This is a genomic window from Leptonema illini DSM 21528 (assembly GCF_000243335.1).
Classification (GTDB): domain Bacteria; phylum Spirochaetota; class Leptospiria; order Leptospirales; family Leptonemataceae; genus Leptonema; species Leptonema illini.
The window spans coordinates 1,951,190-1,976,101 of sequence record NZ_JH597773.1 but is presented as its reverse complement, the minus strand read 5'-3'; the positions used below and the strand labels follow the sequence as shown (position 1 = coordinate 1,976,101).

General features: G+C 54.6%; 22 protein-coding genes. 6 read left to right on the top strand and 16 right to left on the bottom strand.

The genetic code is table 11. The features are described from left to right. The first annotated feature begins 76 nt into the window (after nucleotides 1–76). Complete coding sequence (locus LEPIL_RS09060; protein WP_002772040.1) at nucleotides 77–559, top strand: DUF1564 family protein; 483 nt, start codon at nucleotides 77–79, stop codon at nucleotides 557–559. 150 nt (nucleotides 560–709) lie between these two features. On the opposite strand, the gene LEPIL_RS21920 is transcribed toward LEPIL_RS09060, so the two are convergent. Next, nucleotides 710–3,184 (bottom strand): TonB-dependent receptor domain-containing protein, encoded by a 2,475-nt coding sequence (locus tag LEPIL_RS21920; protein ID WP_002772035.1) that lies wholly within the window; start codon nucleotides 3,182–3,184, stop codon nucleotides 710–712. A gap of 76 nt (nucleotides 3,185–3,260) precedes the next feature. Further along, entirely contained in the window at nucleotides 3,261–3,605 is a 345-nt protein-coding gene (locus LEPIL_RS09050; protein ID WP_002772033.1) for a hypothetical protein, read from the bottom strand. A gap of 123 nt (nucleotides 3,606–3,728) precedes the next feature. On the opposite strand from LEPIL_RS09050, the gene LEPIL_RS09045 reads away from it, so the two are divergent. Beyond that, nucleotides 3,729–4,907 carry a phospholipase D-like domain-containing protein gene (locus LEPIL_RS09045; protein ID WP_143464756.1) on the top strand — a complete coding sequence of 393 codons (1,179 nt, stop codon included), beginning with the start codon at nucleotides 3,729–3,731 and terminating at the stop codon, nucleotides 4,905–4,907. Here the strand turns inward: LEPIL_RS09045 and LEPIL_RS21915 are convergent. The 4 genes from LEPIL_RS21915 to LEPIL_RS09025 all read right to left on the bottom strand — a co-directional run bounded on the left by LEPIL_RS21915 (nucleotide 4,867) and on the right by LEPIL_RS09025 (nucleotide 10,043). Then, the gene (locus LEPIL_RS21915; RefSeq protein WP_002772029.1) at nucleotides 4,867–5,577 is read right to left on the bottom strand and encodes a metallophosphoesterase family protein; all 711 of its coding nucleotides are present in this window, start codon (nucleotides 5,575–5,577) and stop codon (nucleotides 4,867–4,869) included. The genes LEPIL_RS09045 and LEPIL_RS21915 overlap by 41 nt on opposite strands. A gap of 102 nt (nucleotides 5,578–5,679) precedes the next feature. Next, nucleotides 5,680–6,657, bottom strand: a complete 978-nt coding sequence (gene hemF, locus LEPIL_RS09035) for an oxygen-dependent coproporphyrinogen oxidase (RefSeq protein ID WP_002772027.1) — start codon at nucleotides 6,655–6,657, stop codon at nucleotides 5,680–5,682. A 60-nt stretch (nucleotides 6,658–6,717) separates the two neighbouring features. Beyond that, nucleotides 6,718–8,664 (bottom strand): putative bifunctional diguanylate cyclase/phosphodiesterase, encoded by a 1,947-nt coding sequence (locus LEPIL_RS09030; protein WP_002772026.1) that lies wholly within the window; start codon nucleotides 8,662–8,664, stop codon nucleotides 6,718–6,720. Nucleotides 8,665–8,705: 41 nt separating this feature from the next. Beyond that, a complete protein-coding gene (locus tag LEPIL_RS09025; protein ID WP_002772024.1) occupies nucleotides 8,706–10,043 on the bottom strand; it encodes a cytochrome P450 in 1,338 nt (445 codons plus the stop codon). Between the two features lie 108 nt (nucleotides 10,044–10,151). On the opposite strand from LEPIL_RS09025, the gene LEPIL_RS09020 reads away from it, so the two are divergent. Beyond that, nucleotides 10,152–11,378: a bifunctional 3,4-dihydroxy-2-butanone-4-phosphate synthase/GTP cyclohydrolase II gene (locus LEPIL_RS09020; RefSeq protein ID WP_002772022.1), complete on the top strand. Its 1,227-nt coding sequence runs from the start codon at nucleotides 10,152–10,154 to the stop codon at nucleotides 11,376–11,378. Nucleotides 11,379–11,389: 11 nt separating this feature from the next. Here the strand turns inward: LEPIL_RS09020 and LEPIL_RS23405 are convergent, their stop codons facing one another. Further along, on the bottom strand, nucleotides 11,390–11,695 hold the full coding sequence (locus LEPIL_RS23405; RefSeq protein WP_157135048.1) for an ATP-dependent Clp protease adaptor ClpS: 306 nt from the start codon (nucleotides 11,693–11,695) through the stop codon (nucleotides 11,390–11,392). A 154-nt stretch (nucleotides 11,696–11,849) separates the two neighbouring features. On the opposite strand from LEPIL_RS23405, the gene LEPIL_RS09010 reads away from it, so the two are divergent. Beyond that, complete coding sequence (locus LEPIL_RS09010) at nucleotides 11,850–12,374, top strand: TlpA family protein disulfide reductase (protein ID WP_002772017.1); 525 nt, start codon at nucleotides 11,850–11,852, stop codon at nucleotides 12,372–12,374. 4 nt (nucleotides 12,375–12,378) lie between these two features. On the opposite strand, the gene LEPIL_RS09005 is transcribed toward LEPIL_RS09010, so the two are convergent. Further along, nucleotides 12,379–13,197 (bottom strand): 2,3,4,5-tetrahydropyridine-2,6-dicarboxylate N-succinyltransferase, encoded by an 819-nt coding sequence (locus LEPIL_RS09005; protein ID WP_002772015.1) that lies wholly within the window; start codon nucleotides 13,195–13,197, stop codon nucleotides 12,379–12,381. A 157-nt stretch (nucleotides 13,198–13,354) separates the two neighbouring features. Between LEPIL_RS09005 and LEPIL_RS09000 the strand changes: the two genes are divergently transcribed. Then, nucleotides 13,355–14,020, top strand: coding sequence for a SanA/YdcF family protein (locus tag LEPIL_RS09000; RefSeq protein ID WP_002772013.1), 666 nt, complete (start codon nucleotides 13,355–13,357; stop codon nucleotides 14,018–14,020). A gap of 72 nt (nucleotides 14,021–14,092) precedes the next feature. On the opposite strand, the gene LEPIL_RS08995 is transcribed toward LEPIL_RS09000, so the two are convergent. The 3 genes from LEPIL_RS08995 to LEPIL_RS08985 form a co-directional block, all read right to left on the bottom strand. Next, nucleotides 14,093–14,782 carry a M14 family zinc carboxypeptidase gene (locus LEPIL_RS08995; protein ID WP_002772011.1) on the bottom strand — a complete coding sequence of 230 codons (690 nt, stop codon included), beginning with the start codon at nucleotides 14,780–14,782 and terminating at the stop codon, nucleotides 14,093–14,095. 70 nt (nucleotides 14,783–14,852) lie between these two features. Continuing rightward, nucleotides 14,853–16,166 (bottom strand): UDP-glucose dehydrogenase family protein, encoded by a 1,314-nt coding sequence (locus LEPIL_RS08990; RefSeq protein WP_002772009.1) that lies wholly within the window; start codon nucleotides 16,164–16,166, stop codon nucleotides 14,853–14,855. A gap of 44 nt (nucleotides 16,167–16,210) precedes the next feature. Then, the gene (locus LEPIL_RS08985) at nucleotides 16,211–18,025 is read right to left on the bottom strand and encodes a tetratricopeptide repeat protein (protein WP_157135047.1); all 1,815 of its coding nucleotides are present in this window, start codon (nucleotides 18,023–18,025) and stop codon (nucleotides 16,211–16,213) included. Between the two features lie 157 nt (nucleotides 18,026–18,182). On the opposite strand from LEPIL_RS08985, the gene LEPIL_RS08980 reads away from it, so the two are divergent. Then, a complete protein-coding gene (locus LEPIL_RS08980; protein WP_002772006.1) occupies nucleotides 18,183–19,367 on the top strand; it encodes a DUF8084 family protein in 1,185 nt (394 codons plus the stop codon). A gap of 106 nt (nucleotides 19,368–19,473) precedes the next feature. Here the strand turns inward: LEPIL_RS08980 and ppk1 are convergent, their stop codons facing one another. The 5 genes from ppk1 to LEPIL_RS08955 form a co-directional block, all read right to left on the bottom strand. Further along, the gene (ppk1, locus tag LEPIL_RS08975) at nucleotides 19,474–21,729 is read right to left on the bottom strand and encodes a polyphosphate kinase 1 (protein WP_002772003.1); all 2,256 of its coding nucleotides are present in this window, start codon (nucleotides 21,727–21,729) and stop codon (nucleotides 19,474–19,476) included. Nucleotides 21,730–21,816: 87 nt separating this feature from the next. Then, entirely contained in the window at nucleotides 21,817–22,467 is a 651-nt protein-coding gene (locus LEPIL_RS08970; protein WP_040918548.1) for an FFLEELY motif protein, read from the bottom strand. 84 nt (nucleotides 22,468–22,551) lie between these two features. Further along, nucleotides 22,552–23,343 carry an SPOR domain-containing protein gene (locus tag LEPIL_RS08965; protein ID WP_002771999.1) on the bottom strand — a complete coding sequence of 264 codons (792 nt, stop codon included), beginning with the start codon at nucleotides 23,341–23,343 and terminating at the stop codon, nucleotides 22,552–22,554. Between the two features lie 9 nt (nucleotides 23,344–23,352). Further along, nucleotides 23,353–23,946 (bottom strand): dephospho-CoA kinase, encoded by a 594-nt coding sequence (coaE, locus tag LEPIL_RS08960; RefSeq protein WP_002771997.1) that lies wholly within the window; start codon nucleotides 23,944–23,946, stop codon nucleotides 23,353–23,355. A 110-nt stretch (nucleotides 23,947–24,056) separates the two neighbouring features. Next, nucleotides 24,057–24,878, bottom strand: coding sequence for a hypothetical protein (locus LEPIL_RS08955; RefSeq protein ID WP_143464757.1), 822 nt, complete (start codon nucleotides 24,876–24,878; stop codon nucleotides 24,057–24,059). Nucleotides 24,879–24,912: the final 34 nt, after the last annotated feature.

The window sequence follows — 24,912 nt, the reverse complement described above, 5'->3', positions numbered from 1 at the left end:
GCGGAGCGGTTGCTCGAGATTGCAGATCCGCCGAAAATTTTTTAGCAATTTGCCTCTTCTTATACCTTACCTCTTCATGAACGAACAGACTTGCGTGGATGGGGAGCCTTACTACCGATCGCGCTCCACATTGCTGATCCCAGAGGTTTATTTTAAACGATTCTTCTGGCGGAGCCCCTATATAAAAATCAGCCACTGGGCGCTTGGTGCCTATCTGGCCAGTCTTATGGATGATCCCGGGCTGGATTTCAAGCTTGGTTTCCTTGAGAGAACAGGGAAGTGGAAAAAGCAGTATCAGGATGAGGGGCAGAACCTGGTGCGTGTGAATTTCTATCCGGATGACCGGGACTGGGGGCGTTTGTCGGCGATTGCGAATGCTACTGGGTTTTCTCGCTGTTACATTTTCGTCTTCTTGATGCTAATCGCTATGGGGGTGATCACTCTGGAGGATGGAGGAACTGACCCAGTTTGGGTGGAGGCTCATTGGAATCCGGTAGTCATCTGCACCATTTGTGTCGATGCTGCCGCCAGAAAACTCACGAGAGTCTTTCAAACATAGCCACCAACCCGCCCGGACACGCATGAACCAGTGACTTGCCCGATGAGGACTGATTCGTCGCGCCCAAAGACAAAAAAATGGCGGGCCGGAGCCCGCCGCAGTCTGACAGGACGTTATTGTCTTAGCCTGAGCCTTTCTCTGGAAAGACTTTCAGAACGCCCACTGCATGCTGACAAACCAGCTGCGTCCGGGTTCTGGAACCTTGATGCCTGTAGCAAAAGGTTCTCGGCTGTAAGAGAGATGTTCGTAGTAGTATCGGTCGAATATGTTGCGCACTCCGGTAACAAGCTTCAGGCCTCCGAATTCGGCGCCGGCCTTGATGTTTGCGATGCCCCAGCCCGGTGTTTGTTTCTCGCCGATGGCGCGGTCAACCCTTGTTTGTGTGGCGGCGAATACACCTTCAGCCTCGGTGAAGTATTTTCCGTTATCAAACCGCAACCAGATGTTACCACGGAGCGGAGGCATCTCCTGAAGTTCGAGGCGCTCGGTGTCGTTGATGCCGCGCACGTAGGAAAGGCCCGCACCGGTGAACATATCTTTCGGTAGCGTAATGCGCACGGAGCTCTCCCCACCGTACATCGTCGCATCGACGTTCTTATAAGATCTCGCAATCCGATTCACACCGCTGATCTGCTGAAGTGATTGCTGCACAACGGACGTATAGGTGCTGTAAACGAGCGGATCGTTATACGGGTTGATCTTGCCGATGTATGTATCGCTTGCGAATCGCGTCACAACATAGTTGTAGACTTTGCTGTAGAAGCCCTGCATCTTCCAGAGGATCTTCCCGTTGAAATATTTGAAGCCGAGATCACCCTGGTCATTCTGCGTCGTTTTCAGGTGCGGATTGCCGACAGTATCGGGCATCGCAGCGTTCCCCATACGCTGAAGCGCAAAGAAGCGTTCCTGCGGATCGGGCAGGCGGGCACCGTGCCCGAAGCCGGCAAATACCTCGAAGCGATCGTTAACCTCGTAGGTGAGACGTGCGTTTCCGGCCGTCATCTCGTCGACGACGGTCGGCTCGGCTGACGGTAAGTAGATCTCTGCGTCGATGGCGATCCCGGGAACCATATATCCCGGTGCTACGGTGATTCCATTTGCGGATGCCTTTGCATACTGGAATTGATAGAGAGGATCAAAGCCGGGAAAATAAGCGTTGTAGAGAATGCGTCTGTCTTTGCCGGCCTTTGTGATGGCTTTGTCATGACGCAGACCTGTGTTCAGCTTGAGCTTCGAGCTCAACTTCGATTCGTTCTCGAAGTAGGCGCCGATATTATCGGTCGTCACATCGGGGATGCTGGCCTGATCGCGATAGTTATTCTGCATCATCGGCATCGAAGTGTCTTTGAAGTGCTTCACACGCGTCGTCGTTGTCGTATTCCAATTGCGATGATACGTATCGATTCCGAGAGTCGACTTTCCGAGTACTTTAAACGTAGTCTCGATCTTGCCGCCTGTCGTGCGCGTCGTCGCATACGTTGCCATGCCGAAGCTCTGCGACATAGGAAGATAGCATTCATTGGTACTGTTTGTCGAGCTGCAACGGAATTCATCGGTCATCAGATGCTTTACCTGATTGTCGTAGGCCTGGAATTTGACCTGCTCGATCTTTGAGGTCAGATCTTCGATCGTGTAAGTGGCAGCCGTGCGCGCCGCATTATCATAGTTCGCATCCATCATCAGATACGGATAGAATACGTTTTCAGTTTCCTGCTTTGTGTAGCTGAGTTCGATCTTCTGCTTTTCTGTAGGTTTAAAGAAGGTCTTGATCCATGCCGTTCGCATCTCGTAGGCATTGTTCTTTCTTTCGCCATATTTGTAGCGGTTCGCCGAGGGCGGAGCCGATGCCGGGAAATCAGGGAACGTTGCGGCGAACTGAGCCGGAGCAAGCGTCTTCATCGCATTCATCTGAGTCATGGTAGCCGTCACGTCGGACGACGCATACGGGCTGAAAAGAGCGGCTGAGGGATCATCGAAGTCGGGATACTGCTCGGTGATGCGTTTGCCGTTTCCGTCGATGTAGGGTTGGGCCGTTTTCGCCGATCCACCGACAAGAAAACCGAAGGCATCGGTAGCATAAGACGAACGGAACGACCCTTCTTTCGTATCGAAGGAGCCGCCGCTCAGATTGATTTCGTTATTCAATCCTTTTTTGATCTCTTTCGTCTTAATGTCTACCTCGCCGCCGATTCCGCCAGGATTCTTTACGTTGTACGGACCTTTGATGATTTCGATGGTTTCGACTTCAGCGAAGTCCACATGAAAGGAAGCCGGGTCCATGCGGTTCGGGCAGGCGCCGTGCAGACGCTGCCCGTCGATGAAGATGTTGATATTGTCGCGCTTCATGCCGCGAATGTCGATGTCGTTGGCGATGCCGCCCTTGCGGATCTTGCTCACGCCTTCGACCTTTTCCAATGCCTCGCCGGCATCGCGAGCGTTAGATTCACGGATCTCTCGAATCTCAACCGATTCGGTGAATCCTTCTTTCTTTCCTTTGACGACGATCTCGTCGGCAATGGGAGGCTTGTTTGCAGGCGGCTCGTCGGCCGGTTGTGCGATGATTAATGTCGGAATAAATGATAGAATGAAGGTGGCGGCGCGAAACGCGCGTTGCTTTATATACATAGTTTTCTCCTGTACGTCAGACCGAAGACTCGCGAAGAGGCTTCTTTATTTGGATTGAAAACGGGAAGACCCGATCTCAGACGTAAGGAGGGGCGCGCGAAAAGGCCGAGAAAAGATGGCCGCCTGCCGGCACCAGCGGAAGATGAATGCGTACGACATCGTCGATTAAACGAACCGACAGCGTCGCTGCCTTCACAGGCTGTAAAGAATAGGAATCGGGTGCGACAGTAAAGTGCGATGTAGACGGCGTCCCGGAGCGCACAGCCTCCGGAACGTCGATCCCTGTTCGGTTCGAACAGACCGCTGAATCCGTCCCTGCGCTTGATACGGCAATAGTCTGCATGCCCCTGTCAACGGTGACGAAGGCAAGCAGGCCGATCTGTGCGGCACAGAGAAGAGCTGTCAGACTGCGGCGACTCATCTTTTCATACCAGTGAATCTTTATTTCACGTATTTACAACCTTTTTTACGTTTCGCGGGCTTCCTGAGCCTGATAAAAGAAGGAATTGATTCGCTGTCTCAGTCTCCGAAGCTGTCCTCTGATATGCGGCCCGAGACACCCGTTCAGCTCTTTTTCGAAGGAGACCATTTCTGTGATGCGCTGATTGACGATCTGCGACGGGCTGAGCGGTCCGTGCTGATGGAGTTCTACATCTTCAACTACGATCATTCGGGCACGCATCTTCTTTCGGTATTGAAAGATCTGTCGGTCAATCACGACGTGCATGTGCGGCTGATGCTTGACGGCATCGGCAGTCGTTCGGCCCTGCCGGCTATTTATGCGTTTCTGGCAGGAACCGGAGTCGAGCTGGCTGTGTATAAACCTGTAAGCCTTTTCTCAATCTTTCGGTCGGGCATGCACAGACGTAATCACCGTAAGATCGTACTCATCGATCGCAGGATCTGCTACGTCGGCGGCATGAATATCAAGGATGAGAACAGTCATCGGTTGTCCGGCCCTTCGCGCTGGCGCGATACGATGATGCGTATCGAGAAGAACGATCGTAATCGCTCCTTCTTCCGGTTTCTCTTCGCGGGTATGCTTCTGCTCTTTCAATCCGTGCGTTACGGAGTGTACCCGCTGTCGTTGTCGAATATGCTCAGAGTAAGAGCAAAGTCTATCAGGTCCATTGCCGCTCTTCGTGTTCGCTTGAAGCAGTGGCATCGTCGTTCGATACTGACCGAGCCCAATCTCTATACGACGCTGTTTCGCCGTGACCGTGCTTCTTATAGAAGAAACTATTTCAGGCTGCTGCGATCGGCAAAGAAGCAGATGTTCCTGAGCTCCCCATATTTTGTGGCCAACCATCGTCTGACGCGCCTGCTGCGTATGAAGGCGCGCAGTGGGGTCGATGTGCGCATTCTTACCGCCGGCACGACCGACGTCTGGTCGGCGCGACAGGCCGGTCGGGCTACGTATGATGCGCTGTTACGATCCGGAGTCCGTGTCTTTGAGATGGAGGGCAGGGTATTTCATGCGAAACAGAGTCTGATCGACGATGTGTCCGTTATTGGATCGGGCAATCTCGACTACCGTAGCTTTCTGCACAATCAGGAGGTGATGGTGCAGTGTACCGATCCTGATCTCGCGAAAAGCCTGATTCTACAATGGGGAATCGATATTAACGAGGCTCGCGAGATCCATCTGTCAGAGTGGAGGCGACGCAGCCTGTGGCAGAAGATCAGCGAGAAGCTCTGCTACGGCTTTCGGTATTATCTGTAACCACCTTCTTGCGAAGCGCCGGCGGTACATAATAGACCCGCTTCGACTTCTGCTGCACGAGCCGCTCCTCTTCAAGAATCCAGGCCGAAAGCGCCCGGCCATATACGCAACCGGAGTCAAGACCGACGGTGTTGCGACGGATCGTCAATCCCTGCTGTGCCCAGTGTCCGTAGAAAACGGGGCGAGGCTGCGTATAATACTCGTACCATGCTGGATTCGACGGAGTTTTAATATCGCGGCCTTCGCCATCCCACGTGCGGATGTTCAGTAAATAACGCCTGTCATTCGATGCGGGAAGCGCGCCCGGCTTCAATCCGGCGTGAACGCATAAAAAGGACGGATGATCGATCCATAGCGGCCTCTCTTCGATCCAGAGATGCAGATCAAGTCCAAGCTCTTCGCGAAGAGCGGCATACTTCTCTTCGTGTTTGTATTCTTTCAAGTATTCGTCTTCATGGTTGCCCATCAGACAGTCGAATTTCTTTTCGGCGACAAAGGCGACGACGGCAGCAGGATCGGGACCGCGATTGATCAGATCGCCAAGCATGACGATGCGATCCTCCTGCGACAGGCGCAGGCGCTTGCACATGGCCTGCAGTTCATCAATGCAACCATGCACATCGCCGATAAAGATCGTTCGCGGCTTTTTATTTCGTAAAAAAGAGAACATTTCTGATCCGGGTTTAACCTCTATAAAGTTGTCTCTTTCAATAAACGACCTTCTGGCGAGAAAGATAACATTTTTTTCGCGCTGTGAGGCAAACAGCGGTTCTCAGGGTATCCAGTTGCGCGGCTCTTTGAGCGCCGAGTAGAGTTCGGCTATCTGACGGCGCAGCGCTTCAGGAAGTGAAAGATCGTTTTCTGGATGATAGTTATATCTCCAGTGAACGGGAGACGGAAGGCTCATGAGGATGGATTCGATGCGTCCGCCGGTGCGCAGACCGAAAAGCGTGCCCCTATCGTGAATCAGGTTAAATTCGACGTAACGGCCGCGGCGGTAGAGCTGGAATTCGCGCTCCGCCTCGGTGAATGGCATATCTGAGCGCCGCTTTATGATCGGCACATAGGATTCGAGAAAGGCCTCGCCGGCCTCTTTCATGAAAGCAAGCCACTGATCGGCATTTTCCTCTTGATAGTCATAGAATATACCGCCGATTCCGCGAGCCTCTGCGCGATGTGGTAGAAAGAAATAGGCATCGCAATCCTGCTTCATCTTGCCGTAATCGGCGATCTCGCGGTGACGAAGACACAGGTCGCTCCAGGCCTTATGGAAATGCCGCGCATCCTCTTCGTAGAAAAGATGGGGAGTGAGATCGGCTCCGCCGCCGAACCACATACGGTCGATGTCGCCCTGCTCGGTGATGCGCTTGATCACGCGAAAGTTTGCATGAACGGTCGGCGCATGCGGGTTCTTCGGATGCAGCACAAGCGAGATGCCCGTTGCGCGAAAGCGACTGGATTCGCCCGGTTGCGCACGCGCCATCTCTTCAGAGAAGCGTCCGCTTACATCCGATACGTTGACGCCGCCTTTCTCGAATATGCGCCCGTTCTCGATGGCCCGACTGCGTCCGCCGCCGCCGGTGAGAATCGTCGATGTGGTATCGCCGTGATCCCACAGATCTTCCTTGAAGATGGAAGCCCTTCCCGAAGAGGCGTTGTTCATCTCCAGCTCTTCAAGCGCCGTCGTGATACGATCCTGCATATCGTGGCAGATCCTCACAGCCGATTCAAAAACCTTGCGCTTCTCCATGTAATCCGTCCTGATATTCGTTCGAGTGCGATGCCGACGATCTGTGCTCGGCCCCTCCTGTCAAATCGACTCTGTGCTGTGTCGACCCGCTTCGCGCGACAGTCTGTCGATGAGCAGATTGAGAGAAACGGGGCGGCCAAGCAGATAACCCTGCGCTTCGTCACAGCCGAGCATCTTCAGAGCGGTAAGCTGCTCGTCCGTTTCAACGCCCTCGGCCAGCACTTTTAAATTCAGGCTATGCGCCATCCAGATGATGGCCTCCACGATGTTTTTCACACCGGCATCGGTGGCCACATCCTGGATAAACGAGCGATCGATCTTCAGGCGATCGAAAGGCAGTCGGCGCAGTACGCTTAGCGAGGAATAGCCAGTCCCGAAATCATCGATGGCGAATTGAAGGCCGATGCGATGCAGATGATCCATGACCCGTTCCACAAATCGCTCGTCATGGATAACCGTGCTTTCGGTGATCTCGAGTTCGAGACGATCCGGTGAGACGCCCGCCGAATCGAGAAAGCGCAGGATGGCATTCGTCAGCTCTTCGTGTTTGAACTGCACGGCAGAAAGATTCACGGCAAGACGTAACGAAAAGCCGGCCTTTTCAAGCCGGGCCAGATCTTTTAAGGCCTGGTCGAGTACCCATTCACCGAGCAGAAGAATGAACTCCGTGCTTTCGGCGAGAGGAACGAAAACCGTCGGCGGTATATCGCCGCGCTGAGGATGTTTCCAGCGCATCAGCGCCTCAAGCCCGCAAATCTGCCCCGTGGCGAGATCGATTTGAGGCTGATATACAAGAAAGAATTCTTCTCGCTTTAGAGCTCCGAACAGGTCGCGACGCAGATTCATGCGCTCAAGCATTTCGCCCGATCTGAGTTCGCCGAAATCGCGAAAACGTACCCCGCTGCGGCGTGCGTCACTGAGAGCGGTGCCTGCGTTTTTCATCACCTCTTCGGCCGTGCGCCCGTCGCGCGGATAATAGGCGACGCCGATAGTGGCGTCGACGCGAATCTCCTGTTCGCCGATCGGTATCGGCGATTCGAGATCGACCGTTATACGACGCAGCAATGCGCCGAGCGCCTCTTCTTCAGGAGAGGAGTGAACGACGATGGCGAATTCGTCTCCACCGACGCGGGCGATGATATCATGTCCCTGTCCCGTATCGTATAGCCGTCGCGCTACGGTGCGCAGCACCTGATCGCCGATCTTCTGGCCGAGGCCTTCATTGATCTCGTGAAACTTGCGGATGTCGAGAAAGACGACAAGCAGCGGCGCCTCGGAGTTTTTCATCGCGCGATCGAGAATCGTCGTAAGCGTTCTACGGCTGGGCAATCCGGTTAACAGATCGTGTTCGCTGAAATAGCGCACGCGATCGCTCTGTCGCGCCGCACGCCGGCTCTGACGATTGAGCGCGATAAGTATGAGAACGACCGACAGATGCATCGTCGCCAGCTGCGACATCATGAATCCGATCGGAGCAAACCACTCAAGCGGACGCAGAAACGGATAGTCGAATTTATGCAGTCCCCACAGAAAGAAGCCGATGGCAGCGAGTCCGTAGCCCTGACCTCGTTCTCGCCGATGCTGTCTGAACATCACCACGCCGGTGGCGCAGAGCACGGTGCCGGCGAAAAAATACAACGGAAGAGCAAGCCAGAAGAAATCCCGGATCCAGTAAACGGCAATGGCCGTCCAGACCACCGCTGCGGCGCCGCTGAGCGTAATCGGCCAGAACGGCAGACGTCGACCCATCATGCGCGCCGTGCCGACGAAGATGATCAACGCCGATAGAGCATGCGACGATTCGGCCAGAAAGTCAGACGCCGTTTCGCCGATATACGGCTTGAGCAGTATGAGCGCATATCGCAGAAAGAGCAGGGCAAAACCGGCCGTCCACCATCGCAGAGAGGCCGTAGCGTCGGGACGCGAGGCCAGATACATCATGGCGCCGGTAAGAACAAGACTGCTCAGAAGAGAACCAAGAAGAGCTGTAGAGAGAGAAAAATCCATAGCAAGCCGTTCACTGATTCAAAAACAACCCGCGTTTGAGGTCAAATGCTTTTCCTTTTTCTTATGCGCACGGGCATGCCCTTTCGCGGACGGAGCGTAACAAGAGGCGCCGGATCAGGATCGACAAGCGTCTGAACATCGAAACGGGCAAGCAGAGCGCTCAGAATGATCATCGCCTCGTTGATGGCGAATTGATTTCCGATGCAGATGCGCGGTCCGCCACCGAACGGAAGATAAGCAAAGCCATGTCGTCTGTCTTCAAGAAATCGCTCGGGCAGAAAGCGATGCGGCTCCGGCCAGAACCGTTCATCTCTATGCATCATATAAATACACATGGCGATATTCGTATTCTCGGGAATCAGTACTTCACCTGATGACGTTTGAATCGTATGTGTAACAGTGGCGCGTCTCTCTATCTCCCATGCTGGAGGAAAGAGCCGTAACGATTCGTCGAACACAGCCCGTAAGAAGTTCGCCTCACGAAAATCCGCACCAGTCTGAACCTTTGATGCTTCCCGGGCCGCCTGTAACAGGCTGTCGCGATTCTTATCAAGAAGATAAAAGGTCCACGTAAGGGCGTTTGCCGTCGTCTCATGGCCGGCAAGGATCAGCGTCAGCGTTTCATCGCGTATCTGTTTCGCGCTCATGGCGTTTCCCTGTTCGTCGACGCTCTGCAGCATCAGCGAGAGCATGTCATCGGTCGGATTCTGCATGCGTTCTTTAATCAGATCCTGCACGATGGCATCGAGAGTCGCAAGCGAACGAAGAAGTCGTCTGTGACCGGGCAGAGGCAGCCAGATCGGCGGCGGGATCAACTGTGTGATGCGTTCGGTAATCTCGACAAGAGCCGTATCAAGGCTGTGCTTCACCCGCTCTGTATAACGCGAAAGATCGGCCTGAAAAAGACAGCGACCGACGATGGCAAAGGTCAGCTCCATCATCTCGGCGAGCAGATCGGTTTCGAAGTATTCGTCGCGCGCCAGACGATCGAACCATCGCCGGCATACGACTTCGGCCTCTTCGCGCATGATATCGCCGTAAAGCTGCAGTCGCTTCGCGTGAAAGGCAGGCTGCAGCAGCCGGCGCTCTTTCTTCCACTGCTCGTCTTCGGCCGTGAGCAATCCGTTGCCGATCACCCTCTGTAGCTCCCGATAGAGCGGACTTTTATGATAAGACTTTGCCCTGGCGACGAGGATCTGCTCGATCCACTCGGGCTCCTGAACGAGATACACGTGTTCTCTCAGGATGTGGAAGTGGCTGATCGGCCCGTAGGCCTGTAGCATATGCTGAAAAAAGTGGATGGGGTTGCGGCGAATCATCGGTACAAGCCGCAGTGCCTGGAGTCGCGACGGTCCGGGCGGACGTTCTAAAGAAGGCATTGGTGTTAAGGATTGCTATGCGCTCAGGAAATCATCCCTTTCTTTTTCTATTGTAGGCGAAACGGGTCAAAAAAACCTGAATCAGCATTGCCTGATAGGAGGTCGACCATGCTTGAAAATGAGACTTCGGCAGCAAGAGAGATCCGGCCCATAGAAGAGGCGATCGAAGAGATCCGACAGGGAAAGATGATCATCCTGGTGGACTCAGAGGATCGCGAGAACGAAGGCGATCTGGTCTTCGCCGCTCAGTTCGCCACACAGGAGGCGATCAATTTCATGGCCACATACGGTCGCGGACTCGTCTGCGTGCCGATGGAGGCGTCGCGCATCCATGCCCTTGAGCTCGAACAGATGGTGCGCGAGAATAAAGAGTCGTTAAAAACGGCCTTCACCGTATCGGTCGATGCGGCGCATGGCATCTCCACCGGCATCTCTGCAGCCGATCGTGCCCGAACGATCCAGATCCTCTCTGACCCGTCGTCGCGTCCGGAGGATCTGGTCCGTCCGGGACACATCTTTCCGCTGCAGGCTGTACGTGGTGGCGTGTTGCGCCGTGCCGGGCATACGGAGGCGTCGGTCGATCTGGCCCGCCTTGCCGGATTGCGCCCCGCCGCGGTGATCTGCGAGATCATGAACGACGATGGAACGATGGCTCGCCTTCCACAGCTTCTGAAGTTCGCCGAAAAACATAACCTTAACGTCTATACGATCGAAGATCTGATCCGCTACCGGAATCGCAGCGATTCTCTGATCCGCCGTGAAGTCGAGACGCGACTGCCCACTGAGTACGGGGAGTTTCGTATGATCGCTTATACGACGACGATCGACGACAAAACACACGTCGCTCTTGTGAAAGGCGATGTCGCCGGCAAAGAAGACGTACCGGTGCGCGTACACAGCGAATGCCTGACGGGCGATATCTTTCATTCGCGAAGATGTGATTGCGGCGCCCAGCTTGACTTTGCCATGCGTTACGTTGCCGAGCATGGATACGGCGTCGTTCTTTACATGCGTCAGGAAGGCCGCGGCATCGGTCTTATTAACAAGCTGCGCGCCTATCGTTTACAGGATGAGGGCCTTGATACGGTGGAGGCGAACGAGAAGCTTGGATTCAAGGCAGACCTGCGAGACTACGGCGTTGGCGCTCAGATCCTGCGAGATCTCGGCCTGACGACCCTGCAGCTGATGACGAACAATCCGCGCAAGATCGTCGGTCTGGACGCCTATGGCCTTCAGGTGACGGGACGCATTCCCGTACAGATTGAGGCCGTCAGCGACAATGCCGCGTATCTGCGCACCAAAAAGGATCGCCTCGGCCACATGCTCGATCTGTAATCGGTGAGTTCTTATACGACCGGGCGCAGCTGCACCTCGATGCCGATTGTGCGAATGATATCGGCAACGGCCTGCGCCTCGGCTCGCATCCCTTCGAAAACGATGGCCTCGCCGTTATGATCGACGGCGAGGGCGATCTGAAAGGCCTCCTGCTCTGATATCTGAAGCGCCTTCATGCAGATGCGGATGACCTGCTCATAGGTATTCGTGTCGTTGTCTATGATGACGACATACAGCCGCTCATTGGAAGCAGGGGGCGAGGCCTGCGGATTGCGCAGAAATGGATTCTGTCGCGCCACAGGCTGCGGTAATTGCACACTGGCGTGAATTCTTCGCCGGCCTGTAACCTTTTTCCACGACGGCAGAAAAATAGAATACGGGGTAGGTGTATCGGATTCTTTTGTAAGAGGAAGGCAATCCGGCATCTGATCCGGCATTCTCTGCACAGGAACAGGAGCGAGCAAAAATTCCATGTTACAGTATTTGAAAGACAATCTTTCCACCGTCATCATCTTCTCTTTACTTCTTGGCTGGCTTCTCTATCAGCGCATTCCCATGTATCAGGCTTCGAGCAAGATGGAAGGCCGGGAAGCCCCCGATTTCACGCTCAGCGCCCTTGACGGCCGCACCTACCGGCTATCTGAACTGCGAGGAAAGGTCGTCGTCGTCAATTTCTGGGCCACCTGGTGCCTTCCCTGCAAGGTCGAGATTCCCATCCTGAAATCGCTGCATTCCGAGCTTGAAAACGACGGCCTGGTCATTCTCGGCCTGACGCAGGAATCGGCGGAGCAGGTCATGTCGTTTGTTCAGGAACACGAGATGAACTATCCCGTCGTCATCGACGATCGCTCCGAGGCCGCCGACGCCTACGGGATCAGAGGTTATCCGACCGTCGTCGTCGTCGACAGAGACGGGAAGATAAACAGCTTCACGACGGGCCTGAACTTCTTCATGAAGTGGCAGATCCGTCGTCTCGTTACCGGCAGCTGGATCTAAGGCTCTAAACTGGAACCTCGAACTCGCGAAGGGCGTCGTTCAGCGACGTCTTTTCGTCGGTGCTCTCTTTGCGTTTTCCGATGATCAGGGCGCAGGGCGTTCCGTATTCGCCGGCGGGGTATTTCTTGATGCGCGTTCCGGGAATGACGACCGATCCGGCAGGTACGCGTCCTTTGCTCACGACCTCCGTCGGTCCGGTGACGTCGATGATCGGAGTCGAGCCGGTGAGCACGACGTTGGCGCCGAGTACCGCTCGCTCTTCAACGATAACGCCTTCGACGACGATGGCACGCGAACCGAGAAAGGCGCCGTCTTCGATAATCACAGGACGGCCCTGAGGCGGTTCCAGGACGCCGCCGATACCGACGCCGCCTGAAAGATGCACGTTCTTGCCGATCTGCGCGCAGCTGCCGACCGTCGCCCATGTATCGACCATCGTACCCGTAGAAACATAGGCGCCGATATTGACGTAAGAAGGCATGAGGATGGCTCCTTTTTCGACGAAGGCTCCGTAGCGGCAGACGGCGGGCGGAACGACGCGAACGCCGCGCTTCGCATGATCGTTGCGCACGGGGATTTTATCGTAGTAAGACAGATCGCCCGAAGACATCACATTCATCTCGGTAATGCCGAAATAGAGCAGGATGGCCATCTTCACCCAGGAGTTCACCGTCCAGTCGCCGACGGCCTTCTGCTCGGCGACGCGGATGCTTCCGTTGCTGAGAAGCTCCAGGGCCTCAAGGACGGCTTCCCGATAATTCTTTTCTTTAAGCAGATCGCGGTTTGCAAAGGCAGCTTCGATCAGCGGTTGCAGTTCGTGCATCGTGTGCTCCAGTGGATGGTTTCCTACGGAGTCCCAGACCGACGCTCTGAGTCAAGCACGAAGGAAGCGAAGGCCCTTAGCGATCACGACCTCTGGCATCGTTTATCCTGGAGCGGAAAAACGTTTACGCACTGAGCAGGACGGGCAGGCTGGTGCCGTGGCGCGCATAAAATTCCCGGTGAACCGGATGCAGCTTCTGTTACTTCTTCTTGCCTGCCTCTCGGTACTGCCCACCTTGCGCGCCATCTGGTTGCATGTGACGATCGTAGCGTCTCGATCTCTTTATACGAGTGTCGATGCGCTGCCGCCGCGCAATGTGGGCGTTCTGCTCGGTACCTCGAAATATCTGCGCGACGGCCGTCTGAATCTTTTTCTGGAATACCGTATTCGCGCCGCCGTCGATCTTTATCAGGCGGGTCGTATTCGGCATATCCTTGTAAGCGGCGACAACGCGCATCGTTCGTATAATGAGCCCGAAACGATTCGTGACGAGCTCTTAAAACGCGGCATACCGGCCGATCGCATCCACCTCGACTACGCGGGGTTTCGCACCCTTGATTCGATGGTGCGGGCGAAGGCCGTCTTCGGGCAGGATTCGTTCACGGTTATCTCGCAGCAGTTTCATGTGGAGCGCGCCGTCTTTATCGCAAGGCGTCTTGGTATCGACGCCATCGGTTATACGGCCCGTGATGTCGATCGCTGGAACGGCATGAGGACGAAGCTGCGCGAGATCCTTGCGCGTATGGCGGCGATGCTTGACGTTTATGTCCTCGGCACAGAGCCGAAGTTCTATGGCCCGCCCGTTCCTATCCCTGGAGAGTAAGGAGCCATCCCGGTTTTCAGGAGGGTTGCGGGGCCCGGTTATAAGAACAAAAAGCGTTCTGAAGGGGCTCTGCTAACGAGCGTAGAAGTGCAGACCGATGAGAATGGCCTCGCGGTGCCTCTGCCAGATCGTTTCGGGCGCCTCTCCGCGCAAGAACTCCATCGTGATCGTCGGGATCGCGCGTTCAAGCCCGGCGTAGGTTCCAAGCGAGCCCGGCGTCGGATAACCAATATCGCCTTTAGGAGGCAGTCCGTTCTTTGCCGACATGGCCTCGGCGACGTCAAGGATGTCGCCGTTATAGTTGATCATGGCGTTTTCCCACGAGTGTAGAGAGCAGATGAATCTCGGCTGTACCAGCTCGAGTATTTTCAGCGTCGCCGCGCTTTCGGGCTCTGAACCGGCCGCCGCTCCTGGATAATACCGCGGATTCGTAAACGATCCCGTCCAGTCCTTTGTGGGCAGGTTACGATTCAGATCGACGTTTCTGTGGTTTGTGCGTCGATCGGCGGCGCATCCGTCAGGGTTCAGTCGCGGGCATATATACAGGCTGAGCTCGGAACCGGGCGCGTACTCGCCCGATTGCAGCTGCGCAAGCAGGCGTTCGGCGAATAGATGGCCCTCGCTCTCGTCGCCATGTACTCCGCCGATTAAAAGCGAAGGGAAGGCGCCCGTGCCGAAGCGATAGAGTTCGATTGGCCGGCCTTCATGTGATTGGCCGACAACGATCGATTGGCCTGATTCGGGAAGCTTTACTATCGACATGATAACCTCTACGTAGCCTCAAAGTACTCATGTTGCCGTCGGGCTGACAGCAACATGATGAGAGCTTCTATCAGGAATGAGTGACTCCGATACCGAATTGTTTGAAGCCGTTTGCCTTCATCTGCGTGTCGCGGTAGAGATTGCGCCCGTCGAAGATAACCGGTTCTTTCAGCAGCGATTTCATGCGGTCGAAATCGGGCTCGCTGTACACCGGCCACTCCGTTAGCACAAGCAGAGCATCGGCCCCTTCAAGAACCTTATACATCTCTTCATAGGCGATGGAGTCGCCGAAGATGGGCCTTGAGGTTTCAAAGGCGACCGGATCAGAGGCATGGATCTTTACGCCTTCTTTCAGAAGCTCGTTGATGATCGTGATCGATGGAGCTTCGCGCATATCGTCCGTTCCGGCCTTAAAGGCCAGTCCCCAGACGGCAAGCTTCACATCTTTCAGATCCTTGCCTTTTCCCTTGAAATACTCTTTTACTTTATGAACGAGGACCTCTTTCTGATCATCGTTAGTACGCTCGACCTGTTCGACAAGCGGAAGAACGATGCCTGCATCGCGGGCGATCATGCCGAGGGCGCGCACATCTTTTGGAAAGCAGGAGCCGCCGTAGCCGATGCCGGCATTCAGAAACTTCTTGCCGATGCGCGAATCGGTTCCCATTCCTTTTTTTACGTCGAGATAGTTCGCTCCGACCTTATCGCAGAGATTGGCGATTTCATTCACAAACGAGATCTTGAGGGCAAGGAAGGCGTTACAGGCGTACTTTGTCAGCTCGGCCGATTCAATCGTCGTCTGAATGATGTCGGCCGAATCCTGAACAAAGGGCATATACAGCTCTTTCATGAGCGAGGCGGCGCGCTCCGAATCCGAGCCGATGACGACGCGCTCCGGTTTCATGAAGTCTTCGATGGCGCGGCCTTCGCGCAAGAACTCAGGATTGCTGACGACATCGATGGGATGTTGCGTTTGTGACGCAGCGGCTGCATGGACGCGGCGGGCCGTTCCCACCGGAACCGTTGATTTGTCGACGAGGATGCGATATCCTGGAGCGAGGCGCCCGACGTCTTCGGCCACTTTCAGGACGCCTGTAAGATTCGGGCGACCGTCGCCGCCGTCGGGCGTGCCCACGGCGATGAAGATGATATGTGAGTCCTTTACGGCCTCTTCAAGAGACGTAGTGAAAAGCAGGCGGCCGCGTTCGAAATTGCGCAGGACGAGCTCTTCGAGGCCGGGCTCATAGATCGGCAAGATTCCTTTCTTGAGATTCTCAATCTTTTTCTGGTCAATATCGACGCAGTAGACCGTGTTCCCGTATTCGGCAAAGCATGCTCCGGCAACGAGACCGACATAGCCTGTTCCAACAACGCTCAGTTTCATAGTGCGGCCAGAATCCGGCTGCGCCGTATCAGGGAAAGCACGTTTCAGGGCTGTACAGGCGTATTCGGCCTGACCGGCTGTCTGGATGGTTCTCTTGCCGGCCCGTCCTTCTCTACCTGCTTTTCCACAGGCGGATCAATGCGGTTGCGCAGCTCATTGGGCAAGAGACCCAGAATGGCAGCCCGTTGTTCTGCCGGCGGGTTGGTGGCAAGAAACGAGCGTGCGATGCGTTCGGCCGAGTCGAGGTTCTGATTACGACGCACAAAGAGTATCAGAATGGTACGGACGACATCATGGTTCTCGGGATGCTTCTCATACAGCTCTGCGAGAAGCACAAGGGCCTCTTTCTCGTTCTCGCGTTTCAGATACAGTCCTGAAAGACTCAGCCCTGCGCGAAGATCGCCGGTGCGGTCGTAGTATCGCTTGAGCAGCTCGACGGCCTCGGTCTCGGTATCGGGGTCAGAAAGCAGAATCATCGCCATGCGTTCCAGCACCTCGACGTCGTCGGAGTAGAGGGACTGCAGCCGCTCCATCGTCGTGCGGATGCCGACGCGGTTCTTATCTTCTTTCTGTCGTCGCATGAGCGTTAACAGTCCTTCGCGGTGATCGGGGCGTCGGGCCAGCATGCGTTCCAGCAGGCGACGGGTTTCCTGTTCTTTGCCGGGAAGCGTCTCGCCGAGCTTGATCGCATGCATCGCCAGATCGGGCTCCATCTTGCGATTCAGGGCTTCGACGTAGGAGGCGTAGGCGTCGGCGCGTTTCTCTGCCGCCTCCTGTACGCGACCCAGGTTCTGCAGATTGCGATAATCGGGTGCCAGTTCGGTTGCCTTAGCGCAGGCCTTCAGCGCTCCGGCGGTATCTGCTTTGCTGCGAAAGAGGATCTCGCAGCGCAGCGAATGAAGCCTGGCGTCACGGGCATCCTCTTTGATGGCGCGATCGAGTATCTGCAAAGCCCGTGTGGGATTCTCATCGCGGAATACAAGGGCCTGGTTGAAGAGCGATCCTGGCCCTGCTGCGACAGTCAGGAAGCCGTCTTTATCTTCGGTCTGTTTTTCTGCTTTCTCCGTCTGTGCCTGATCTTCTGCTTTCTCAGTTTGCGCTATATTCTCATTCTTTTCGGTGGATTCGTCGGCGACAGGCTTATCTTCAGCGTCCTTTGACTCCGTCTCAGTTCGCGCCGTATCTTTCTGCTCGTTCTCTTTACGATAGAACAGGCGCAGCGGATCGATATCGATCAGATCGCGGCTTTGATCGAGCTTCGTCGCCGGATCTTCAAGCAGAGCGATGGCCCGGTTCAGAGCCTCTTTATCGGTGAAGTCAGGTCGAGCCGCGCGAAAGGCCTTCAGGTGGGTGAGCGTCTCTTCGCGATTGCGACCCATGCGATAGCTGAGCAGCCCGAGATAGAAATGCGCCTCGACAAGCGTTGGATCGCTTTTCAGCGCTCTCTTAAAATACTGCTCGGATTGTTCCCGTTCCTTTTTCAAGTAGTAGATCTGGCCGATGCGAAAGTACTCGGGAGCAGGGTCGGATTTCAGCTCTGCCGCTACGCGAAAGTGTTTTAAGGCCTGGTCGGGCTCGCCGAGTGAGAGCAGGATGTCGCCGGTGTAGGCGTGAGCCAGGGCGTTGTCGGGATTGATGTCGATGGCGCGACGGAACCATTGCAGAGCGGCTCCGAATCTTCGCGCGAAGAAATGATCTTCTCCTTTTTTGAGATACTCGCGCTCAAGCCTCGCCGATTCTTCGACAGACTGCTGTGTGGAGCGCTCAGATGAGCTTTCCTGAGACCGATCGGGTTGCGCATTCGGTTCGGCTGCGATCGGCTTACCGTACGGAAAAAATGCAAAGAACCAGACGGACATCGGCGGAATGAGGTAAAAAATCCTTTTCATAAAAGAACCCGGGGTTTACAATTGGCCTCACAAATCCGCCCACGTGCCGGTTTGTAAGTGGTAATATCTGCCCTTATTATCTACGATAATAGTAAGGCCAGGCCCATTTTGAGTTGGCGAGAAAAAGATGCAAGCATTGCCCGATCAGCTTCCGCCGCGCAAGGATCCGTTCATCCATCTTCCCTCGTCCATTATTCTCACCTCGGCGGGCATGAAGTTTCTCGGGGCGAATCCGGCGATTCAAAAGGTGCTCAATCGCGAAGGATCGCCGAAAGAGGGGCTCATGTCTCCGTCTTTCAACGCCCAGACGGTGCAGAAATTGATCATGAAGTCCATGATCGAGGAGATTTTTGTCAGCCGGCCCGAGCTGCTCAGCCTGCGAAGTTCCGTCATCAGCACGAATAATCTCATCGTCTATGCCATATTATATCGGAAGCTCTCGCCGGCGCTTGCGAAGGCGTTGTTTGAGTCTCGCGTCGTTAAAGATTTCAACCGCAAGAATCCGAAATACTCTATCGTCGACCTGAAGCATGTGTCGCAGCAGAAGGTCGAGATGATGCAGCAGAAATTCGGGCCGCAGCTTGCTGCGATCAAACGTGATATTCGCGAGCTGGTAACGGAGCGCATCCTCTCCAGCCTGAATCTGACCGATGAAGATATTCAGGCTCGCGTGCGCAGCCTGCCGAAATTCATCGAATGGGTCGATCCTCGCATCTGGTTCGTTTTTTATATCATCTACAACACGGATTTCAGGCTTCCGATTACGAACGTATTTGTGAACATGCTGGCCGCCTATCTCGATCATACGCGCATCGCCACGCATCTCAGCAATCTTCTGATGGAGTTCGTTCAGAATGCCGAAAAGGCGCATCTCGAACGCCTTGCCTTTCGTGGTAATCTCTCGGGCCGTGCCGAAGCCGACCGCTTTATTCGCAGTCGCGAGAATCGCGAAAAACTCACGGCCATCGCCGTGCGCAATAACGAGCTGCTTGACCTCTCGTGGAATATGAACCCCGACCGGATCGCCACGCACAGTCTCTCGCGCATTCAGATTCAGATCTCGAACTACGGATTGATCGATGAAACGACGGCGCAACGGCTTTCGCGTAAAATGAAAAGCGACGTCGAGGGTATTTCGCTGGCCAGTTTTTATTCCGATTCCGACAGCGATAAACTTGGGGCCGGTCTTGGATTGCTGTATAACTCCTATCTCGAAGAAATCTGCCGGAAAGAGAATATTCCCTACAGGGTTTCGATCTTTCCCGAGCCGAAGCGCGAGAAAACGACCGTCAAAATCGACATGACGCTTTGAATCCTGCCCGCATGGACTCTCTCTTCAAGAAAACGGAATCGATCGCATTCGGGCGGTTCCAATGCGAGCATTTCATAGAATTCGATCAGAGTATGCTGCTCGACGATCAGCCTTCTTGATTCTGAGGTTGTTCATCCTGACCGGGGTTTGTTAACGGCTGAAAGATAGACTTGCGTTTTGCCGCGCGCTCTTTCTCTTTCTGGTCGAATTCTTTGATGACCTCTTCGCGAAAATGTCGCTGCGACGAGAAACGCATCTCGCTTTTCTCGGGTTGCAGGCGAGTGTATGTTCCGTCGGACTGCAGCCGTCGGGCGTTATGATTATCGCGAAAGACGGCGTCCAGAATAGCGATCAGCTTCTGCTTGAGCTCCGATGATTCGACCGGAAAGAAAACCTCGACGCGACGGTTCAGATTGCGCGGCATAAGATCGGCCGATGACAGGAATATCTTAGCATCGCCGGCGTTTTCAAAGTAATAGATGCGACTGTGCTCGAGAAAGCGACCGACGATGGATTCGACTCGTATGTTGTCGCTGATTCCGGGTAACCCCGGTTTCAGGCAGCAGATGCCGCGCACGCTTAATTCGATCTTCACGCCCGCCGTCGACGCTCTGTAAAGCAGCAGGATCATATCGGGATCGACGAGCGAGTTAAGTTTCATGCGAATGAAGGCCGGCTTCCTTGATTCGGCGTTATGGATCTCGCGGTTGATCAGCTTGCTGATCGTCTCACGCATATTGATCGGCGCCACCGATATCTTTGAAAGACGCGGCACCGTCGAATAACCCGTGAGCGTATGAAAAAGATTCGTCACGTCGTCGTTGATTACGGGATCTGCCGTAATCAGAGCAAGGTCCGTGTACACGCGAGCGGTCGTCGGATTGTAGTTACCCGTGGCGAGGTGACAGTAGGAGCGCACGCCGTCGGGCTCGCGGCGTATAATCTGAAGCATCTTCGCGTGTATTTTAAGGCCGACAAGGCCATAGACGACATGGATGCCATGGCGTTCCATCTCGCGGGCCCAGACGATATTGCGCTCTTCGTCGAAGCGCGCCTTTAATTCAACAAGGGCGGTAACCTGCTTGCCCGCCTCGGCCGCTGCGATGAGCGAACGAACGATCGGACTGTCGCCCGACGTACGGTACAGCGTCTGTTTGATGCCGAGCACCTTCGGATCATGGGCGGCCACCTGCAAGAGATCGACGACCGTTTGAAAGGAATCGTAAGGATGGTGCAGCAGAATGTCGGACTTTCGAATACGCGAGAAGATCTTCTCGGGCTTTTCCAGAGGCACGGCATTGCGTGGAAAAAATGGGCGGTCGCGTAGATCGACCCGGTCGGACGTTGCCTGATAGATCTCCATCAGCGTATCGAGATTGAGAAAGAACGGTCGCTCATAAAGCTCTTCGGGTTCGAGGTCGAGCTTCTCGCGCAGATATTCAAGCAGAGGTGCCGGCATGCCCTGTCTGTAGTTCAGGCGCACCGCTTCGCCCCATTTACGGTTCTTCAGTTCTTCTTCAATCGTAGAGAGCAGATTCTCAGAGGAAACGTCTTCGACCGAAAGATCGGAGTTTCTATTGATCACAAATCCATGCATCGTCTTGATCGTCGTGCCCGAGAATAGATCGGCGGCGTGGATTTTGATAATATCTTCGAGCGTAATAAAGCGCCGGATGTTGCGCGACGATCGGCTTCGATGCGGCAGCTCGACGAAGCGCGGCAGTACCGAGGGAACCTCGACGATGGCGTAGGATTCTCCTTTTGGCGAAAGAGCCGTTTTACGTTTCAGCGTGAAGGCCAGGTTGAGGCGTCCGTTCAGAATGCGCGGAAAGGGATGCGACGGATCGATGGCAAGCGGCGTGAGAATACGAAAGAGCTCGCGATCGAAGTACTCTTTCAGAAACTTACGCTCATGGGCTTCCAGTATGCGCGGCTCGCGAATGATAACGATGCCATGATGCGATAGTGACGTGAGGATTTCGTCAAGAATGCGATATTTCTGATGCGTTCCCTGATGGGCGATTCTATGGATCTCTTTGAGCGTCGCCTCGGCCGTTCTGCCGTCAAGCTGCAGATCGTCGTAAGACGAGGCGATGATCTGCTTCAGGCCGGCGACGCGAACCATGAAGAACTCGTGCATGTTCGATTCATAGATGGCGATGAACTTCAGTCGTTCGAGAAGAGGGTTATCCTTGCGCGCCGCCTCTTCAAGAACTCTGAAATTGAACTGCATCCAGGACAGCTCGCGATTAAAAAAAAGATCGGTATTGCTGCGGTTGATCTGCGGATGTCGGCGCCGTCGCGTACGTTCGGGCTCCGCCCCTGATGATGTGATTTCCTGATGCATAATGACGTTGCCCATATAGGGGACGGGGCCTGACCGCTGTCAAACAGGATTTGAAAACCGCAAGTTGATATCGCCAGACGATATCGCAAGAGAGCAGTGTCTCTAACGCGCCGACCGGGCCCAGAGGCGTTCGACGTAGGCCGTTTCGCGTTCCCGGAATGCCTGGACAAAAGGCTTCATATCCTTGATCTCTCGCGAGATTTCATAGCCCTTCTCCATCGTGCCGACAAGGTCTTCGGCTCCGACGAGGCTGGCCGCCACCTTGATGGGGGCCATTACGAGCTTGATAAAGGGCAACTTGGAAAGAGCAAAAAAGAAGCTCAGGGTTTCGCATATTAATTCGATCTGCTTGATACGGTTTTCATAACCGCCGGCGCGAAAGATCGCTTCTTCCATCTCGTCGTCGCTGATCGTTGCATGAGAGGAGGGATCGTTTTTAAGAGGGCCATCGAGAAGCGCCTTTGCCGTTGATCGGTCCAGATCGTCCGAAATTTGAATCAGAAGAATGAGCTTGTGTATGTTCTCGGTCATCTCCGGACCGGTGATCGATTTCAGTTTGCCGTAAAGCTGTTCAAGCGTAGCGTCGCGCTTTTCTTTATTCGGAGGGGAATAGAGATAATCACGAAAGAACTCGGGGATGGTTGAGAATCCCTTCACGCCTTCGATGAAATCGCCGTAGTCGGATTGCAGTCGTTCGATCATGCGATGAACGACGACCTGACGGATCGTTTCCACTGAATCTTCCGAAACCACTCTGGCTTACACCGCTCTATTCTCTCTGGCTGGCAAGCGAAAAAAGACGGATCGATTGGTCTGCGAATCGATCCGTCTTCTGCGTTACCTGTCCTGAATCCGCACAGTGACGGGAGAGAAGTTCAGGGATTTCAATTTTTTTTCGAGGCGGAAGAGTTCTTCGCGGTTCGTTGTTCCATCCGTACGGACCGTATGAATCTTTCCGGTTTTGCGCACGTATGTGCTGATTCCATGTTTACGGATCTGTTCCGATAGCCGCAGAGCAGCCTCTCGCGATTGATAGGCGCCCATCTGAAGAACATAGACGCTCTGCTTCTCGACGACTTTTTCAGCTTCCTTCTCGGTATTTTTCTTTTCTATAATCTTCGTAGCGGGTTTATCCTGCTTCTTCTCTTTTTTTACCGTTTCTTTTTTTACGTTCTCCTTTATGCGCTTCTCTTTCTTAACAGGCTTCTTTTCCTCGCGCCGCTTTTCTGATCTGTTATCGGGGCTTTCTTTGCGTTCCGGTCGAGTGGATGATTCGGCAGGCATGGCTGAATCAAGCAGATTGACTCTTTCGCGCTTCGGTTCTCTGCGGTCATCGCTATCGCGATTCTCTGCGGGCGATTCGTCGTCATGATTCGATGCGACGTCGCGTCTCTCATCGTTAAGCGAAATGGCCGGAACATCGCCTTCATCTCTTGCTGCATCTGGAGAATCAGGCGAACTGGAATCAAGAAGGCTAATGTCGGCCGATTCCGGTGATGCCTGCGATGCCTGAGGAGCAAAGCGGTAGCCGGTGGCGAAGGCCGTCAGAAGCAGGCCGGCCCCGAAGAACGACAGGGCGGCGATGCGTCCTTTATCAAGATGAACAATGTAAAATACTCGTCGACTCATACAGACCTCTCAGCGCGAAGCTTCCAGAATTTCGATCAGTTTATGCAGGCGTCTGCGGAACGATTCAGGATCGGCATCGTTGTCGATCACCATATCGGCCATGCTGCGCTTCTGCTCCGGCGGCATCTGGCTTTTCTCTCTGGCCAGAAACTCGTCGCGGCTCCATCCATTCCTTCTGCCTGCCCTTTCCATGCGAAGCTCCAGCGGAGCGTCGATCATGACGGTCAGATCTGTATCTTTATGCGCTCCACTCTCAAAGAGAAGCGGAACGTCGTATATGAGCGGGCTGTACTGTGCCGCAAGCTCTTTTACCCTTTCCCTTACAAGGGGATGGATAAGAGCCTCAAGCTGTGCACGTTTCGCGGCATCGGCAAAGATGATCCCGGCAATGCGCTTGCGATCGGGCATGCCCTGATCGTCATAGCATTCCGCACCGAGCAGAGCGATCACTCGCTCTCGCACAGACGGTTCGAGAAGCAGCCCTCTGGCAATCTCATCGGCATCGACGACGCGAAAACCGGCCTCGGCCAGAATCTCGGCCGCCGTCGATTTGCCCGCCGCTATCGTCCCGGTCAGTCCGACCAGACGGATCTGCCCGCTCATACGCCCACGCTAATCGGTTCGCGATTCGGTACAAGTATTTTTTTTCTGCCAGTATTCGCGGCAGGACTTCTCTACGGCTGGGACTCAGGCCGTCAGAATAGCGGCTGCTTTTAAAGAGGATACATTCGCTCGGATTCTCTGAATCGTTCTTCTGCGGCCTCTACGCCGAGCAGCTGTCGTCCGCGAAAATGCAATCGGATGCGGGCAAGATGGGGAGCAGAAACGGAACATCGGTAGCTACCGCGCCGGTCTCTGTAATAGCGAAAGCGATCGCTTCTGGAGAGGAAAAGTGTGCGAGCCGTCTGCTTCTCGGGAGGATCATACAGGGAGTGATACGGATTTTCAGGCGACTCGAATTGAAGGCATGTGCCGGCTACTGAATCGGGCAGGAAGACGACAAAGAGGTCGGCATCAGCCTGCGACCTGTAGACCTGATTCAGCAGAGCCGTCGACTCATGCGAACAATCGGGTAACGAATAAAAGAGCAGATGCAGACTTCCAAGCCGCTGCCGACGATGTTCTCCCGGTCGCAGCGTTCTCGCACTGAAGTAATCGTCCTGGATCGGAGTCGTGGATGCTGTGCCGGGAAGCGGAACGAAAAGATCAAAAAGATTCGACTCTTTAATGCGCCCGAGTCGATCGCCGCTGTCTTTCTCAGATTCGGGACGATCGGCCGGATTGGCGCGATCAAGGCGACCATGATGGATCGATACGATGCAGTCGGAGTTCAAGCAGAGGTGGCGACCTCTGGATTGATAGCGACCGTAAGGCTGCAGACCGCGTACGCCTTCTTCATCGTTGTCAATCTCTCCGTTCAGATCCGTTCTATAGAAGATTTGAACGTATTGGTCTTCAGGCCTGTCTGCAAGCAGTTGGGCAGATAGAAGGCATCCAGAGCAAAGCAACAGAATTTGAACCAGCCGGGATCTCACTTCATGACTATCGGCAGTAGCGATCGGTCCCTTC

Coding starts and splice junctions, on each gene's coding strand:
- LEPIL_RS09060 (WP_002772040.1), top strand. CDS start 77: ATGAACGAACAGACTTGCGTGGATGGGGAGCCTTACTACCGATCGCGC.
- LEPIL_RS21920 (WP_002772035.1), bottom strand. CDS start 3,184: ATGTATATAAAGCAACGCGCGTTTCGCGCCGCCACCTTCATTCTATCA.
- LEPIL_RS09050 (WP_002772033.1), bottom strand. CDS start 3,605: ATGAGTCGCCGCAGTCTGACAGCTCTTCTCTGTGCCGCACAGATCGGC.
- LEPIL_RS09045 (WP_143464756.1), top strand. CDS start 3,729: ATGCGGCCCGAGACACCCGTTCAGCTCTTTTTCGAAGGAGACCATTTC.
- LEPIL_RS21915 (WP_002772029.1), bottom strand. CDS start 5,577: ATGTTCTCTTTTTTACGAAATAAAAAGCCGCGAACGATCTTTATCGGC.
- hemF (WP_002772027.1), bottom strand. CDS start 6,657: ATGGAGAAGCGCAAGGTTTTTGAATCGGCTGTGAGGATCTGCCACGAT.
- LEPIL_RS09030 (WP_002772026.1), bottom strand. CDS start 8,664: ATGGATTTTTCTCTCTCTACAGCTCTTCTTGGTTCTCTTCTGAGCAGT.
- LEPIL_RS09025 (WP_002772024.1), bottom strand. CDS start 10,043: ATGCCTTCTTTAGAACGTCCGCCCGGACCGTCGCGACTCCAGGCACTG.
- LEPIL_RS09020 (WP_002772022.1), top strand. CDS start 10,152: ATGCTTGAAAATGAGACTTCGGCAGCAAGAGAGATCCGGCCCATAGAA.
- LEPIL_RS09010 (WP_002772017.1), top strand. CDS start 11,850: ATGTTACAGTATTTGAAAGACAATCTTTCCACCGTCATCATCTTCTCT.
- LEPIL_RS09005 (WP_002772015.1), bottom strand. CDS start 13,197: ATGCACGAACTGCAACCGCTGATCGAAGCTGCCTTTGCAAACCGCGAT.
- LEPIL_RS08995 (WP_002772011.1), bottom strand. CDS start 14,782: ATGTCGATAGTAAAGCTTCCCGAATCAGGCCAATCGATCGTTGTCGGC.
- LEPIL_RS08990 (WP_002772009.1), bottom strand. CDS start 16,166: ATGAAACTGAGCGTTGTTGGAACAGGCTATGTCGGTCTCGTTGCCGGA.
- LEPIL_RS08985 (WP_157135047.1), bottom strand. CDS start 18,025: ATGTCCGTCTGGTTCTTTGCATTTTTTCCGTACGGTAAGCCGATCGCA.
- LEPIL_RS08980 (WP_002772006.1), top strand. CDS start 18,183: ATGCAAGCATTGCCCGATCAGCTTCCGCCGCGCAAGGATCCGTTCATC.
- ppk1 (WP_002772003.1), bottom strand. CDS start 21,729: ATGGGCAACGTCATTATGCATCAGGAAATCACATCATCAGGGGCGGAG.
- LEPIL_RS08965 (WP_002771999.1), bottom strand. CDS start 23,343: ATGAGTCGACGAGTATTTTACATTGTTCATCTTGATAAAGGACGCATC.
- coaE (WP_002771997.1), bottom strand. CDS start 23,946: ATGAGCGGGCAGATCCGTCTGGTCGGACTGACCGGGACGATAGCGGCG.